This window comes from Pseudomonas sp. (assembly GCF_046581935.1).
GTDB lineage: Bacteria > Pseudomonadota > Gammaproteobacteria > Pseudomonadales > Pseudomonadaceae > Aquipseudomonas.
This window is the reverse complement of the sequence record NZ_JAYGFK010000007.1, coordinates 97,532-112,645: the sequence shown is the minus strand read 5'-3', so window position 1 is coordinate 112,645 and position 15,114 is coordinate 97,532. Positions and strand designations below refer to the sequence as shown.

Sequence of the window (15,114 nt, the reverse complement as noted above, 5' to 3'; positions counted from 1 at the left end):
GTCGCCCAGATTTCATCCGGGCGACGGCTTCGGTGTAGGGTGGGCGGCGACATGTCGTCCACCTTTACTTCCTTGCTCCGAGTCTCGCTATGTCCCGTCCGTCTACCGTTCGCAAAGCCCGCGCCAGTAGCCAGAGTCGCATCGCCGGTATTCTTGCCGCTGCACGTGAATTGCTGACCGAGCAGGGCGTGGCCAGTTTGTCGATCTACAGCGTGGCTGAGCGTGCGCAGATTCCACCCTCGTCGGTGTACCACTTCTTCGCCAGCGTCCCCGCGCTGCTGGACGCCTTGACGGCAGATATTCACGCAGCATTTCGTGCCTGCCTGCAAGAGCCGGTGGCGCATGACAGCCTGCATGACTGGCGCGATCTGTCGCGGTTGGTAGAGCAGCGGATGTTGGCGATTTATGCTGCCGATGCGGCGGCACGCCAGTTGATTCTCGCCCAGCATGGTCTGGCGGAAGTCATGCAAGCGGATCGTCAGCACGACATCGAGTTAGGTCAGGCGTTACAGGCGCTGTTCGACCGCCACTTCGTTTTACCGCAGTTGCCGGATGATATGGATGTGTTCGCCCTGGCCATGCAGCTGGGTGACCGCGTGTATGCCCGCTCGGTGCAACTGCACGGGGAAATTACCCCGCGTCTGGCCGAAGAGGGTATGCGTGTCTTCGATGCTTATCTGGGCTTGTACTTGCCGCCGTACCTGCCGAAGCGCGATCTGTAGGGTGGCTAGGCGCTTAGCTAACGATTAACGCGTAGTGGCTGCGCCGTAACCCACTAAATGTGGGCTGATACCGTTCGGTGGGTTACGCAGCACTCGCTTACCGCAGTATTCCGAGAGCCACGCGCCAGGTGCTGCTAACCCACCCTACAAAGCGTTCCTAACGCGATTGGTTTCAGAGCGCTTTTTCAAACACCTGCGAGTTACGCTGGAAGTTGTACAGCGAGGCGCGCGCGGCGGGCAGGCGGTCGACGCTGCTGGGCGTGAAGCCACGTTCGCGGAACCAGTGGGCGGTGCGCGTGGTGAGCACGAACAGAGTTTTCAGCCCTTGTGCGCGTGCCCGCTCCTCAATGCGTTCGAGCAGTTCGTCACCACGGCCGCCATGGCGATAGGCCGGGTTTACCGCCAGGCAGGCCAGCTCGCCAAAGTCCGAGTCGGCAATCTGGTACAGCGCGGCGCAGGCGATGATCAGCCCTTCGCGTTCAACAATGCTGAACTGTTCAATCTCGCGCTCCAGCACCTCGCGCGAGCGGCGTACCAGAATGCCTTGATCTTCCAGCGGGGTGATCAGCTCCATCAGGCCGCCGACATCCTCGATGGTGGCTTCACGCAGCGATTCAAACTGTTCCTGGGCGACCAGGGTGCCGTTACCGGTACGGGTGAACAGTTCGCTGAGCAGTGCACCGTCTTCGGCATAGCTGACGATATGGCTGCGACGTACCCCGGCCTTGCAAGCCTCGGCAGCGGCGTCGAGCAGTTCGCCCTGGTAGCTGTTGCCCAGGCGCTTCAAGTGCGCGGGCACCTGCTGCGGGCGCAACTCACGCACCAGCTTGCCGGCATCGTCGAGCAGGCCGCATTCGGCACCGAACAGCAGCAGCTTGTCGGCGTCGAGGTCAATGGCGGCGCGGGTGGCGACGTCTTCGCAGGCCAGGTTGAAGATTTCCCCGGTGGGCGAGTAACCCAGCGGCGAGAGTAAAACGATGCTGCGCTCATCCAGCTGGCGATTGATGCCCTTGCGGTCTATGCGCCGTACTTCGCCGGTGTGGTGGTAGTCGATGCCGTCGACCACGCCGATTGGCCGCGCGGTAACGAAGTTGCCGCTGGTGATGCGCAGGCGTGAGCCCTGCATTGGCGAGCGCGCCATGTCCATCGACAGGCGCGCTTCGATGGCGATGCGCAGGTGGCCGACGGCATCAATCACGCAGTCTAGGGTCGGGCTGTCGGTGATGCGCAAGTCGCGGTGATAGCGCGGGGTTAGGCCGTTTGCCGCCAGGCGTGTTTCGATCTGCGGGCGTGAGCCATGTACCAGCACCAGGCGCACGCCGAGGCTGTGCAGCAGCACCAAGTCGTGAACGATATTGCCGAAGTTCGGGTGGGCAACACCCTCGCCGGGCAGCATCACCACGAAGGTGCAGTCACGGTGGGCATTGATATAGGGCGAAGCGTGGCGAAGCCAGTTTACGTGGTCGTGCATTGCGTAAATAACCTGTGTCGAATTGGAACGCATGGATTGGCGCAAGCGCGCCAGACGAGGCAGCCGGGAGCGCTTTTATCGTCGCAGTTGGGGCAGCTTCACGCGTTCTCTCCTCCAGATGACACAGTGCTTTGGCTCGGATAGGCCGGTTGCAGGCAGTAATGTTCAATCAGTTGTTGCAGCAGACGCACAGTAGGCTGCAAACGTGACATTTCTAGGTATTCGCCAGGCTGGTGGGCGCAATCGATATCGCCGGGGCCAAGTACCAGGGTTTCGCAGCCAAGCTGCTGAAGATAAGGCGCTTCGGTGCCAAATGCCACTGCGGCGGCCGTATGCCCGGTCAAGCGCTCGGCCACGCGGACCAGTTCGGCGTCGGCATTTTGCTCGAAGGGCGGCACGCTGGGGAATAAGGGCGCGAAGTCGATTTTGACCTGATGCTGTTCGGCCAGCGGATGCAGTTTTTGGCGGATCGCTGCGCGCAGTGCTTCTGGCTGCATGCCGGGCAGCGGGCGCAAGTCGAATTCCAATGAGCACTGACCGCAGATGCGGTTGGGGTTGTCGCCGCCGTGGATGCAGCCAAAGTTCAGAGTCGGTTGCGGCACGCTGAACTGCGGGTTGTTGTACTCGCGCTGCCATTGTGCCCGTAGGTTGCGCAGCTCCAGCATCACGTCCTGCATGGCTTCCAGGGCGCTATGGCCGAGGCGCGGGTTAGAGGAGTGGCCGCTCTGCCCGAGAATGTCGATGCGCTCCATCATCACGCCCTTGTGTAGGCGGATCGGCTTCAAGCCAGTCGGCTCGCCGATCACCGCTGCCCGCCCCAGTGGCCGGCCGGCGTCAGCCAGGGCGCGTGCGCCGGACATCGAGCTTTCTTCATCGCAGGTGGCGAGAATCAGCAGCGGCTGTTGGAAGCGCTGCGCCAGCAAGGGCTGCACGGCTTCGATGATCAGCGCGAAAAAGCCCTTCATGTCGCAACTGCCGAGGCCCACCCAGCGGCCATCGACCTCCGTGAGCTTGAGCGGGTCGGTCTGCCAGAGCGCCGCATCAAACGGCACGGTGTCGCTGTGTCCAGCGAGTACTAAGCCGCCAGGGCCGCTGCCATAACTGGCGAGCAGGTTGAATTTGCCGGGGGAAACTTCCTGTATGTCACAGCTGAAACCGAGGTCGCCGAGCCAACTCGACAGCAGCTCGATGACCGCGCGGTTGGACTGGTCCCAGTGCGCCTGGGTACAGCTCACCGAGGGGGCGGCGATCAAGGCGGCAAATTGGTCTTTGAGGGAAGGCAGGGGCATCGGTTATCTCCACAAGCGAGCCCCATCATAGGGGCATTGCTTGCAGAGATAAAACCGCGAGGGGCTTTCTTAGAATCAGTTTACGATCTAGCGAGCTAGAGTCCTGCAAGACAAAAACAGGCGAGGACGCGCAGTGTACGAGTTGTACATGAGCATCCGAGCCTGTTTTTAACGCGGCAGGGCCGACGCGCAGCAGATCGTAAGCGATTCTTAGAGGAAGATGCCGCGCAGTATAAAAAAGAACACGATCGACAGGGCCGCACCCACGGGTAGGGTGATCAGCCAGGACATAAAGATCTTGCCGATCACGCCCAGGTTCAGCGCGCCAATACCACGCGCCAGACCGACACCGAGTACCGCACCCACCAGGGTGTGCGTCGTCGACACGGGCAGGCCAATGGCGGAGGCACCGACTACGGTGGTGGCAGTAGCCAGCTCGGCGGCGAAACCACGGCTTGGGGTCAGTTCGGTGATTTCCTTACCGATGGTGGCGATCACTTTGTAGCCATAGGTGGCCAGGCCGATAACGATACCTACGGCCCCGAGCAGCAGCACCCAAGCTGGTAGCGCGGCTTTGGCACCGACAGCGGCACCACCCGACTGGATCACCCCAACAATCGCCGCTAGCGGACCGACTGCATTGGCCACGTCGTTGGAGCCGTGGGCAAATGCCATGGAGCAGGCAGTGAAGATCATCAGCACGGCGAAGACTTTCTCCACGCTGGCGTAGTGGAATTCCTTGTCCGCTTCGACGTCGACCTTGATTCGGCTGAGCAGGGCGACGCCCATCAGCATTACCGCTGCACCCACGCCGAGCGACAGCAGGAAGCCCTCACCGCTGGTGAGGTTCAGGCCGATATGTTTGAGGCCTTTGGTCAGGGTCATGATGCTGACCATAAAACCCGTGGCAAACATATACAGCGGCACGAAGCGCTTGGCATTCAGGAATGGGTTGTCGGTGTCGATAATCAGCTTCTGTACGCTGACGAACAGGCCGAAAGCCACGATGCCGGACAGCACTGGGGAAATTACCCAGCTGGCCACGATTGGACCAACACCGCTCCAGTGGACGGCGTCTACCGAGACGCCAACCGCCGCAAAGCCGATCACTGCGCCAACGATGGAGTGGGTGGTGGACACTGGCCAACCGCGGGTTGAGGCCACCAGCAGCCAGGTGCCCGCCGCCAGCAGTGCCGACATCATGCCCAGCACCATAAGGTCGGGTGTGATCATCGACGCATCAACGATGCCGCTTTTGATGGTTTCGGTGACTTCGCCGCCGGCCAGATAGGCACCGGCGAACTCGAACACCATGGCAATCAGGATGGCTTGCTTAATGGTCAGTGCGCGCGAGCCCACTGAAGTACCCATGGCGTTGGCAACGTCGTTGGCGCCCACACCCCAGGCCATAAAAAAGCCGAAGAGACAGGCAAGCAGCAGCAATACGAGGCCGTAGTCCGCAATTAGAGACATAAATAATTAACCCGTAGATTCCAGAAAGGACACTGGCGCTTAACGCGCCAGCAGTTGTTCCAGTCGGTTGCCGACACGTTCGGCACGATCGGCTACGTCGCCGATCCATTCGATGATCTGATAGAGGAACATCACATCGACAGGCGGGAGATCCTTTTCCAGCTTGAACAGCGTACGACGTACTTCAACTTGCATTTTGTCGGTGTCGCGTTCGATTTGCTCCAGCTCCATAACCATGGATTCGACCAGGGCAGCTTCACGGCCACCAAAGCCGGTTTCCAGCAGTTCATCCAGCTCGTTCATGGCCTTCAGCGCTTGCGCGCTGGCGTCCACGGTGCGTTGTACGAAGGTCCGCATCAGCGGCTGCAGGCCCTGCGGAATGGCCATTTGACGGCCGAGCATGAGGCCAGCGATGTCCTTGGCGCGGTTGGCGACTTTGTCCTGTACACTCAGCAGCTCAAGCAAATCCGAGCGCGGTACGGGCAAGAACAGGCTCTTGGGCAGGTGCAAGCGCACGCTTTTCTTGAGCTTGTCAGCCTCATGTTCGAGGCTGGCCATTTCCTGTTGTACCTGTTCGACCTTGGCCCAATCTTCAGCCATTACGGCTTCGAAGAACGGCACCAGATTCGCTGCACACTCGTGGGCTTTGGCAAAGTGCTTTTGCATTGGCCCAATAGGCGAACGGCCAAACAGGCTGGCAAATGGATTGACTGGCATAGGGTGAACCCCGGCGTTAAGAAGGCGGCAAGTATACGGATCAGTCTGCAGGCTCGCCAGCGCAGGTAATCGGACTCTCACACTTTCATAGTAGGCGTTGAACCCCACCATCATGAACAAAGAAACTGAAATCAAACTGCGCGTTAGCCGTGAAACCCTGGCTGCTCTGCGTGATCACCCGTTGCTCAAGAAGCGCAACAAAAGTGGTTGGGAACAACGTGAACTGCTCAATCAGTATTTCGATACTCCGGCCCGTGACCTGGCGGCAGCCAAGGTGGCCCTGCGTGTACGGCGTGACGGCGAGCAGTTTATCCAGACCCTGAAGACCCGTGGGCAGAGCGTGGCGGGCTTGTCCGAGCGCAACGAGTGGGACTGGAACCTGGCCAAGGCCAAGCTGGACCTGAAAAAGCTCGATGACAGCTGCTGGCCGGCGGCGCTGGCCGAGTTGGACAAGAAGCAGCTGGTGCCGATCTTTACCACCGACTTTGTCCGCGAAAAGGCAGAAATTGCCTGGGGTCGCGGCAAAGCCAAGGTGGTAATCGAGGCAGCGCTGGACTTGGGCAAGGTGATTGCCGGCGAAGGTGAAGAGGAAATCTGCGAGTTGGAGCTGGAGTTGCGCCAAGGTGAACCGGACGCCTTGCTGGAGCTGGCCGCTGAACTGGCTGCCGATCTGGCGCTGATGCCCTGTGATATCAGCAAGGCCGAGCGCGGTTATCGGCTGTTCGATGCCAGCAGCTACAGCCTTAACCTGGCGGCACCGCAGCTGCTTGTTGAAACCAGCTTGGACGACAGTGTTGCCGCGCTGGCCTGGTATCTGCTGGGCAGCAGCCAGCGTTTGGCCGAGCAGTACCGCTTCAACGGTCACTGGAGTTTGTTGGTTGAGTGGCTGGAACAACTGATCGGTTTGCGTGCGCTGCTCGGCAGCCTTGGTCAGGCCGCGCCGCGCGCGAGTAGTCATGCGCTACGTGAATTGCTTGATGCGCTGCTGCTGGAATGGCGGCCACGGGTACAGGCAGGGCAGTTGGATGAGCAGGCCCGCAAGAATGCACCGGCGCAGTTTGCTGCCGAGCTTGCAGCCACCCGTTGGGGCTTGTTCTCTTTGAGTACCTCACGTTGGTTGCTGGCGCGCAGCTGGACTGTTGAGCGTAACAGTCGTGGCAACCGTCAGGGCGCGGCACCATTGGGTAATTGGTTGCCGACCTTGATTGGTGAAGAAGGCGATGCCTTGCAGTTGCGTCGTTATCAGCAGCAACCGGAAGACTTGGCCGAACAGCTACCGCGCATCGAGCGCTTGTTGGTTTGGCTGCACCTGGCGCGTGAGGTGCTGGAAGTGCCAGAAGTCGACCGTCTGTACGGTGAGCTGAACAAACTGGCGAAGTTGGCCAATCAGGCCATTGATCCTGACGTACTGGCGGCGCGCAAGGCGCAGCTATTGGCCATTGGCTCGCTGAAAGCCTGGCGTCAGTTGGTCAAGTAAACGCTGCCGACTGATGCTCCGCGCGGGGCATCAGTCTTATGGGCGGCGCTTTAGCGGCAGGCTTTATAGCCGGCAACCAGCGCTCATCCCACGCTCGGCAATCGCCACATCACTCAACTTACATTGCGAAAATGCGCCCACCTGCATCGCGGGTGGCGCTGTGCTTTTCCGGCAGGTTTGCGCGGCGCGCAGAATAAAAAACGCCGGCTCGAAGGCCGGCGTTGGGTGTTGCATCAAACCGTGTGCAAGTACCAGTTGTACTCGAGGTCAGAGATGGAGTTCTCGAACTCGGCCAGCTCGCTTTCCTTGCAGGCGACGAAGATATCGATGTATTTCGGGTCGATATAGCGCGCCAGCACTTCACTGTCGTCCAGTTCACGCAACGCATCGCGCAGGTTGTTCGGCAGGCTTTGCTCGTTTTGCTCGTAGGAGTTGCCTTCCACGGGGGCGGTCGGCTCGATCTTGTTGGTCAGACCGTGGTGCACGCCTGCCAGCACGGCCGACATCAGCAGGTAAGGGTTGGCGTCCGCACCAGCAACACGGTGTTCGATACGCACGGCATCGGCTGTGTCATTCGGTACGCGCAGCGCTACGGTGCGGTTGTCGATGCCCCAGCACGGCGAGTTGGGTACGTAATACTGCGCACCAAAACGGCGGTAGGAGTTGACGTTGGGGCAGAGGAAAGCCATCGAGGCCGGCATGGTTTCCAGTACGCCGCCAATGGCATGGCGTAACGCATCGTTTTGCTCGGGGTCTTCGCAGGCGAAGATATTGTTGCCCTGCTTGTCGAGAATCGAGATGTGCACATGCAGCCCGTTGCCCGCCTGATTAGGGTAGGGCTTGGCCATGAAGGTGGTGTCCATCTCATGGTCGTAGGCGATGTTCTTGACCAGGCGCTTGAGCAGCAGTGCGTGGTCGCAGGCTTTGATCGGGTCGGCGACGTGATGCAGGTTGACCTCGAACTGCGCGGGGGCACTTTCCTTGACGATGGCGTCAGCTGGAATGCCTTGTTCCTTTGCACCTTCAAGAATGTCTTGCAGGCACTCGGCGTATTCGTCGAGGTCGTCGATCAGGTATACCTGAGTCGAGTGCGGGCGCTTGCCCGACAGTGGCGACAGTGGCGGCTGCGGACGGCCGTTCACGTTGGCCTGGTCGATCAGGTAGAACTCAAGTTCAAAAGCGGCACAGATGGTAAGGCCCAGTTCGTCGAACTTCGCAACCACCTGGCGCAACACTTCCCGAGGGTCAGCGAAGAACGGCTGGCCTTCCATTTCATGCATGGTCATCAGCAGCTGCGCGGTTGGACGCTTCTGCCAAGGCTCATTGCTCAGGGTGTTGGGGATGGGAAAGCAGACCCGGTCTGCATCGCCGATATCCAGACCCAGACCGGTGCTTTCCACCGTCGAGCCGTTGATGTCTAGGGCGAATAGAGACGCTGGGAGATTAATGCCGCGTTCGTAAACCTTATGCAGGCTCGCACGCTCGATACGCTTGCCGCGTACCACACCATTCATATCTGCGATGAGAAGGTCGACGAACAGGACCTCAGGATGTTTCTTAAGGAACGCGTTCGCTTCGTTAAGCTGAACGGCACGCGGGGGTACCGACATGATGCAACACCTTTTTTGTTAAAAATATCAATCATGCAATTGCACGGGTGTGAGTCAATCTTAAACGCCATGTGCTGTCAAGAGAGTCCCATTTTGCCCCAGTATGGGGCGTTGTGGCCATTTTTAGGGCGCTACAGGCCGTCCCTGCGCTACTGAAACCCTTGTCTGCCGGGGTGCTCAGTAGGGTGTGTTCAATTATTTACATGGCTGTTGTGAAAAAAAATGAACAAGGCTAAGCTCGGTCGAAACCCACTAACAGCAATAAAACGGGTGTCTCATGTCGCGCCAGCCGATTATCGGCGTTAGTGCCTGCACCAAGCAGATCGGGCACAACATCTATCACACTGCAGGTGATAAATACCTGCAGGCCATTGTTACCGTTGTCGGCGGTATGCCGGTAATCATTCCCGCGTTGGGCGAACAGATCGACCAACAGTACCTGCTACAGCATATCGATGGCCTGGTGTTTCCGGGTTCACCGTCGAATGTCGAACCCCATCATTATAGTGGCCCGGCGAGTGAGGCCGGTACTTTGCATGATGCGGCCCGTGACAGCACCACCTTGCCTCTGATTAAAGCAGCTATTGCTCAGGGCATTCCTGTGCTGGGAATTTGCCGCGGTTTTCAGGAAATGAACGTGGCCTTCGGCGGTGCCTTGCACCAGAAGGTACATGAGGTCGCAGGTTTGATGGACCACCGTGAGCCTGAGGACACCCCCGTAGAACAGCAATATGGCCTGCGCCACCTGCTGCATGTGCAGCCGGGTGGGCTGCTCGCCGGCATCGGCTTGCCGGACGAGATCCACGTTAATTCCATTCATGGCCAGGGCGTTCAGCGTCTGGCGCCGGGCCTTCGCGTAGAAGCACTGGCGCCTGACGGGTTGATCGAAGCCTTCTCCGTCGAAGGTGCTAAAAGCTTTGCATTGGGGGTGCAATGGCACCCTGAATGGCAGGTACGATCTAACCCGAATTATCTCGCCATCTTCCAGGCCTTTGGTGAGGCTTGCAGGAAGAAGGCGGGGCAACGCTGAGCCGACTATATATAGGTCGGTTCTCACCAACCCTGAGGTCTCTATGAGTACCAAACTAGACCAGCTTTCGAGCTGGCTGAAAGAACGCAAAATCACCGAAGTTGAATGCTTGATCAGCGACCTTACCGGCATTGCTCGCGGCAAGATCTCGCCGACCAACAAGTTTCTCGACGAGAAGGGCATGCGCCTCCCCGAGAGTGTGCTGCTGCAGACCGTGACCGGCGACTACGTCGAGGATGACATCTATTACGAGCTGCTCGACGAAGCAGACATCGATATGTTCTGCCGCCCCGATGAGAACGCTGCCTTCCTGGTGCCGTGGGCCATCGAACCCACTGCGATGGTGATCCACGATACCTTCGACAAACAAGGCAATCCGATCGAGCTGTCGCCACGCAACATTCTTAAAAATGTACTCAAGCTGTATGCCGATAAAGGCTGGAAGCCAATTGTTGCGCCAGAAATGGAGTTCTACCTGACCAAACGCAACAGTGACCCGGACTTCCCGCTGGTGGCACCTATGGGCCGCTCCGGTCGCCCGGAAGTGGGCCGTCAGTCGTTCTCCATTGATGCCGCCAACGAATTCGACCCGCTGTTTGAAGACGTTTATGACTGGTGTGAAATCCAGGGTTTGGACCTCGACACGCTGATTCACGAAGACGGTCCGGCGCAGATGGAAATCAACTTCCGTCACGGTGAAGCCCTGCACCTGGCCGACCAGATCACGGTATTCAAGCGCACCATGCGCGAAGCGTCGCTCAAGCACGATGTGGCGGCGACCTTTATGGCCAAGCCGATCACCGATCAGCCCGGTAGCGCGATGCATATTCACCAGAGTGTGGTGGACATCAAAACCGGCAAGAACCTGTTCTCCAACCCTGATGGCAGCATGAGCCAGCTGTTCATGAACCATATCGGTGGCTTGCAGAAGTACATCCCTGAGCTGCTGCCGCTGTTCGCCCCCAACGTCAATTCGTTCCGCCGCTTCCTGCCGGATACCTCTGCGCCGGTGAACGTTGAATGGGGTGAGGAAAACCGCACCGTGGGCCTGCGCGTACCGGAAGCCACGCCGCAGAACCGCCGTGTGGAGAACCGTCTGGCGGGCGCGGATGCCAACCCTTACTTGGTGCTGGCCGCCTCCTTGCTGTGCGGTTACATGGGCATGGTCGACGACCTCAAGCCGAGCGCACCGGTTAAAGGACGAGCTTATGAGCGGCGCAACCTGCGTCTGCCTATCACCATTGAGCACGCGCTGGAGCGTATGGAAGCCTGCAAGGCGGCCGAGAAATACCTCGGCGAGAAGTTCATGCGTGGTTATGTGGCGGTCAAACGTGCTGAGCACGAGAACTACAAGCGCGTGATCAGCTCCTGGGAGCGCGAGTTCCTGCTGCTGTCGGTGTAACAGTCCGGTGGTTGGCGCGGGTGATCCCTGCGCCAGTCGCTAAGAATTTTTATCGGGCTGCAATGCGCAGCCTGCGTAAGCAAGGTGTTGTTATGAACAGTCAAGTGACCAACCCGAAAACCCGTGAGTGGCAGGCCATGAGCCGCGAGCACCATCTCGCGCCCTTCAGTGATTTCAAGCAGCTGGCAGAAAGTGGGCCGCGGATTATCACCAAGGCCGACGGGGTGTACCTGTGGGACAGCGAAGGCCACAAGATCCTTGATGCCATGGCTGGGCTCTGGTGTGTGGCGATTGGCTATGGTCGTAAGGAGCTGGCAGACGCTGCCGCCAAGCAGATGCAGGAGCTGCCTTACTACAACATGTTCTTTCAAACGGCCACGCCGCCGGCGCTAGAGCTGGCCAAGGCGATTTCCGAGCTGGCCCCAAAAGGCATGAACCATGTGTTTTTTACCGGTTCTGGCTCCGAAGGCAACGACACCATGCTGCGTATGGTGCGCCATTATTGGGCAGTCAAAGGCCAGCCGAACAAGAAGGTCATCATCAGCCGGGTTAATGGTTATCACGGCTCAACCGTCGCTGGTGCAAGCCTGGGCGGCATGAAGTACATGCATGAGCAGGGCGATCTGCCGATTCCTGGCATCGTGCATATCCCGCAGCCTTACTGGTTCGGTGAGGGTGGCGATATGAGCCCGGATGAGTTCGGAATCTGGGCTGCCGACCAGTTGGAAAAGAAGATTCTCGAAGTCGGTGAAGACAATGTCGCGGCCTTTATAGCTGAGCCGATCCAGGGCGCGGGCGGTGTGATTATTCCGCCGGATAGCTACTGGCCGCGCATTCGCGAAATCCTCGCCAAGTACGACATTCTGTTTGTTGCCGATGAAGTGATCTGCGGGTTCGGCCGTACCGGTGAATGGTTCGGTAGCGACTATTTCGGCAATACGCCGCACATGATGACCATCGCCAAAGGACTGACCAGCGGTTACATCCCAATGGGTGGGCTGATTGTGCGTGACGATATCGTCGAAGTGCTCAACCAGGGCGGTGACTTCAACCACGGCTTCACCTATTCCGGGCACCCGGTGGCCGCTGCCGTGGCGCTGGAAAACCTGCGCATTCTGCGTGAAGAAAAAATTATCGAGCGAGTCAAGGCTGAAACGGCACCGTATTTGCAAAAGCGTTTACGTGAGCTGGCGGATCATCCATTGGTGGGTGAAGTACGTGGCGTTGGCATGTTGGGAGCCATTGAGCTGGTTCAAGACAAGGCCAGTCGCAAACGTTTTGCAGGGGATGTCGGTGTTGGCATGATCTGCCGAGGCCACTGCTTTAATAATGGTCTGATCATGCGTGCTGTGGGCGACACCATGATTATTTCTCCGCCGCTGGTGATCAGCCATGCCGAGATCGATGAATTGCTTGAAAAGGCCCGTAAGTGCCTCGACCTGACCGCTGCTGAGGTGCTGGCTTAAAGCTAATAGCCTTTTTTATCAGATGCTTGCGTCTGAACGTTGGCAACAAGAGCATGACCTTGCCAGACTGCGCCAATGCGTGGGTCAGGCTCACCGGAAGGTGCTGCAGATCACGCGCATCTTCCGGAAACGACTACGACAACAGGAGCTGTACGCATGAATATATTCGGCAAAACCCTTCTCGCGTTGTCCCTTGCTGGGGCTGTTGCGGGTGCCGCACACGCGGATGACAAAGTCCTGCATGTTTACAACTGGTCCGACTACATTGCAGAAGACACCATCGCCAACTTTGAGAAAGAGACCGGCATTAAGGTTGTCTACGACGTTTTCGACAGTAACGAAACCCTGGAAGCGAAGATGCTTTCTGGTGGTTCCGGCTATGACGTGGTGGTGCCGTCTAACCAGTTCCTGGCCAAGCAGATCAAAGCTGGCGTGTTCCAGAAACTGGACAAATCCAAGCTGCCTAACTGGAAAAACCTCAATCCGGATTTGCTGAAAGCGCTGGACGCTTCTGATCCGGGTAACCAGTACGCCTTTCCGTACCTGTGGGGCACTACTGGTATTGGTTACAACCCAGCTAAGGTCAAAGCCGCGCTGGGCGTAGACAAGATTGATTCCTGGGACGCTGTATTCAAACCGGAAAACATGGCGAAGCTGCAGTCCTGTGGTGTTGCCATGCTTGATGCCCCAGAAGAAATCTACGCCGCAGCGCTGCACTACTTGGGCAAGAACCCAATTGCTAAAAGCGCTGAAGACGTAGCGGCCGCTGAAGAGCTGCTGATGAAAGTGCGTCCGTACATCACCTACTTCCATTCCTCCAAGTACATCTCTGACCTGGCCAACGGCAATATCTGCGTGGCAGTCGGTTGGTCCGGCGACGTGTTCCAGGCTCAATCCCGTGCCGAGGAAGCGAAGAACAATGTGCCTGTCGCGTATGCGATTCCCAAGGAAGGTGCAGCAACCTTCTTTGACATGATGGCCATTCCTGCGGACTCCAAGAACACCGAGGAGGCCTACACCTTCCTCAATTACATCCTCACGCCTGAAGTGATCGCGCCGATTTCTGACTACGTTGCCTACCCGAATGGCAACAGTGCGGCCACACCGCTGGTTGAAGAGTCAATCCGCAACAACCCAGGTATTTACCCAACCGAAGAAGCCTCCAAGAAGCTCTACGCCTTCTCCGAGTTGAGCCCGAAAGTGCAGCGTGCGATGACCCGCAGCTGGACTCGGATCAAGTCGGGTAAGTAATAGCCTCGCTGTAATGGTGTGCGGCGGATTACTCCGCCGCATTCACCCACAACAATAAGGAAGCTTCCATGCGTCGTACTCCACTTCTTGCAGGTATGTTGGCTGCTGCCGTCAGCACCTGCGCCGTGCAAGCCGATGAGCCAGTGGTCAAGATTTACAACTGGTCTGACTATATCGGCGAAAACACGTTGGCTGATTTCCAAAAGGCTACCGGCATCAAGGCCCTGTACGACGTCTTCGACTCCAACGAAACCCTGGAAGGCAAACTCCTGGCGGGCCGTTCCGGCTACGACATTGTGGTGCCATCCAATCATTTTCTCGGCAAGCAGATTAAAGCGGGAGCGTTTCAGAAGCTCGACCGCAATCAGCTGCCCAACTGGGGCAATCTCGATCCAGCGCTGCTCAAGCAGTTGCAAGTGAATGACCCCGGTAATCAGTACGCCGTACCGTATCTCTGGGGTACCAACGGGATTGGCTATAACGTGGCCAAGGTCAAAGAAGTACTGGGGGTCGATAAGATCGACTCCTGGGCCATGGTCTTCGAGCCTGAGAACATGAAGAAGCTCGCCGCCTGCGGCGTCAGTTTCCTCGATTCGGCCGATGAGATGATCCCTGGCGTGCTCAACTACATGGGCCTCGACCCCAATACCCGTAACGCTGACGACTACGCCAAGGCTGAAGCCAAGCTGCTGGCCGTACGTCCTTATGTGCGTTACTTCCACAGCTCCAAGTACATCGGGGATCTGGCCAACGGCAATATCTGCGTAGCAGTCGGCTTCTCTGGCGACATCCTGCAGGCTGCTGATCGTGCCGAAGAAGCTGGCAAGGGCATCGATATCGCCTACAGCATCCCCAAAGAAGGGGCCAACCTGTGGTTCGACATGCTTGCCATTCCGGCAGATGCCAGTAACCCGAAAGAGGCACATGCCTTTATCAATTACCTGCTGGAGCCGGCCACCATTGCCGGCGTCAGCGACTACGTCGGTTACGCCAACCCGAATACCAAGGCTGGCGAGCTGATGGATCAGGACGTGCGCAACGACGAGTCGGTATATCCGCCACAAGCGGTGCTGGACAAGTTGTTTATTTCGGCGGAGTTGCCGGTCAAGGTGCAGCGTTTGATGACGCGCAGCTGGACCAAGGTTAAGTCAGGTCAATAATTTACAACGCCCGGCCACACTGGCCGGGCGTTACTTTTGCGGGAGT

12 protein-coding genes are annotated in these 15,114 nt (G+C 58.3%); 7 read left to right on the top strand and 5 right to left on the bottom strand.

All coding sequences use genetic code 11. The annotated features are described in order from the left end of the window. The first annotated feature begins 89 nt into the window (after positions 1 to 89). On the top strand, positions 90 to 722 hold the full coding sequence (locus VCA57_RS06365) for a TetR/AcrR family transcriptional regulator (RefSeq protein ID WP_411184122.1): 633 nt from the start codon (positions 90 to 92) through the stop codon (positions 720 to 722). A 172-nt stretch (positions 723 to 894) separates the two neighbouring features. Here VCA57_RS06365 and argA read toward each other — a convergent pair whose 3' ends face one another. The 4 genes from argA to VCA57_RS06345 all read right to left on the bottom strand — a co-directional run bounded on the left by argA (position 895) and on the right by VCA57_RS06345 (position 5,672). After that, positions 895 to 2,193: an amino-acid N-acetyltransferase gene (gene argA / locus VCA57_RS06360; protein ID WP_411184121.1), complete on the bottom strand. Its 1,299-nt coding sequence runs from the start codon at positions 2,191 to 2,193 to the stop codon at positions 895 to 897. A gap of 98 nt (positions 2,194 to 2,291) precedes the next feature. Continuing rightward, positions 2,292 to 3,482, bottom strand: coding sequence for an acetylornithine deacetylase (gene argE / locus VCA57_RS06355; protein WP_411184120.1), 1,191 nt, complete (start codon positions 3,480 to 3,482; stop codon positions 2,292 to 2,294). A 210-nt stretch (positions 3,483 to 3,692) separates the two neighbouring features. After that, on the bottom strand, positions 3,693 to 4,955 hold the full coding sequence (locus tag VCA57_RS06350; protein ID WP_411184119.1) for an inorganic phosphate transporter: 1,263 nt from the start codon (positions 4,953 to 4,955) through the stop codon (positions 3,693 to 3,695). A gap of 39 nt (positions 4,956 to 4,994) precedes the next feature. Beyond that, a complete protein-coding gene (locus VCA57_RS06345) occupies positions 4,995 to 5,672 on the bottom strand; it encodes a TIGR00153 family protein (protein WP_411184118.1) in 678 nt (225 codons plus the stop codon). A gap of 112 nt (positions 5,673 to 5,784) precedes the next feature. Here VCA57_RS06345 and VCA57_RS06340 point away from each other — a divergent pair, with 112 nt between their 5' ends. Next, positions 5,785 to 7,149 (top strand): inorganic triphosphatase, encoded by a 1,365-nt coding sequence (locus VCA57_RS06340; RefSeq protein WP_411184117.1) that lies wholly within the window; start codon positions 5,785 to 5,787, stop codon positions 7,147 to 7,149. Between the two features lie 233 nt (positions 7,150 to 7,382). On the opposite strand, the gene VCA57_RS06335 is transcribed toward VCA57_RS06340, so the two are convergent. Continuing rightward, positions 7,383 to 8,759: a glutamine synthetase family protein gene (locus tag VCA57_RS06335; protein ID WP_411184116.1), complete on the bottom strand. Its 1,377-nt coding sequence runs from the start codon at positions 8,757 to 8,759 to the stop codon at positions 7,383 to 7,385. 277 nt (positions 8,760 to 9,036) lie between these two features. On the opposite strand from VCA57_RS06335, the gene VCA57_RS06330 reads away from it, so the two are divergent. From VCA57_RS06330 to VCA57_RS06310, 5 genes are all read left to right on the top strand, one after another. Further along, the gene (locus VCA57_RS06330) at positions 9,037 to 9,789 is read left to right on the top strand and encodes a gamma-glutamyl-gamma-aminobutyrate hydrolase family protein (RefSeq protein WP_411184115.1); all 753 of its coding nucleotides are present in this window, start codon (positions 9,037 to 9,039) and stop codon (positions 9,787 to 9,789) included. Positions 9,790 to 9,832: 43 nt separating this feature from the next. Then, positions 9,833 to 11,191 (top strand): glutamine synthetase family protein, encoded by a 1,359-nt coding sequence (locus tag VCA57_RS06325; RefSeq protein ID WP_411184114.1) that lies wholly within the window; start codon positions 9,833 to 9,835, stop codon positions 11,189 to 11,191. A gap of 92 nt (positions 11,192 to 11,283) precedes the next feature. Then, entirely contained in the window at positions 11,284 to 12,657 is a 1,374-nt protein-coding gene (locus VCA57_RS06320) for an aspartate aminotransferase family protein (protein WP_411184113.1), read from the top strand. 156 nt (positions 12,658 to 12,813) lie between these two features. Continuing rightward, positions 12,814 to 13,908 carry a polyamine ABC transporter substrate-binding protein gene (locus VCA57_RS06315; protein WP_411184112.1) on the top strand — a complete coding sequence of 365 codons (1,095 nt, stop codon included), beginning with the start codon at positions 12,814 to 12,816 and terminating at the stop codon, positions 13,906 to 13,908. A gap of 68 nt (positions 13,909 to 13,976) precedes the next feature. Then, complete coding sequence (locus VCA57_RS06310) at positions 13,977 to 15,068, top strand: polyamine ABC transporter substrate-binding protein (protein WP_411184111.1); 1,092 nt, start codon at positions 13,977 to 13,979, stop codon at positions 15,066 to 15,068. The last annotated feature ends 46 nt before the right edge of the window (positions 15,069 to 15,114 follow it).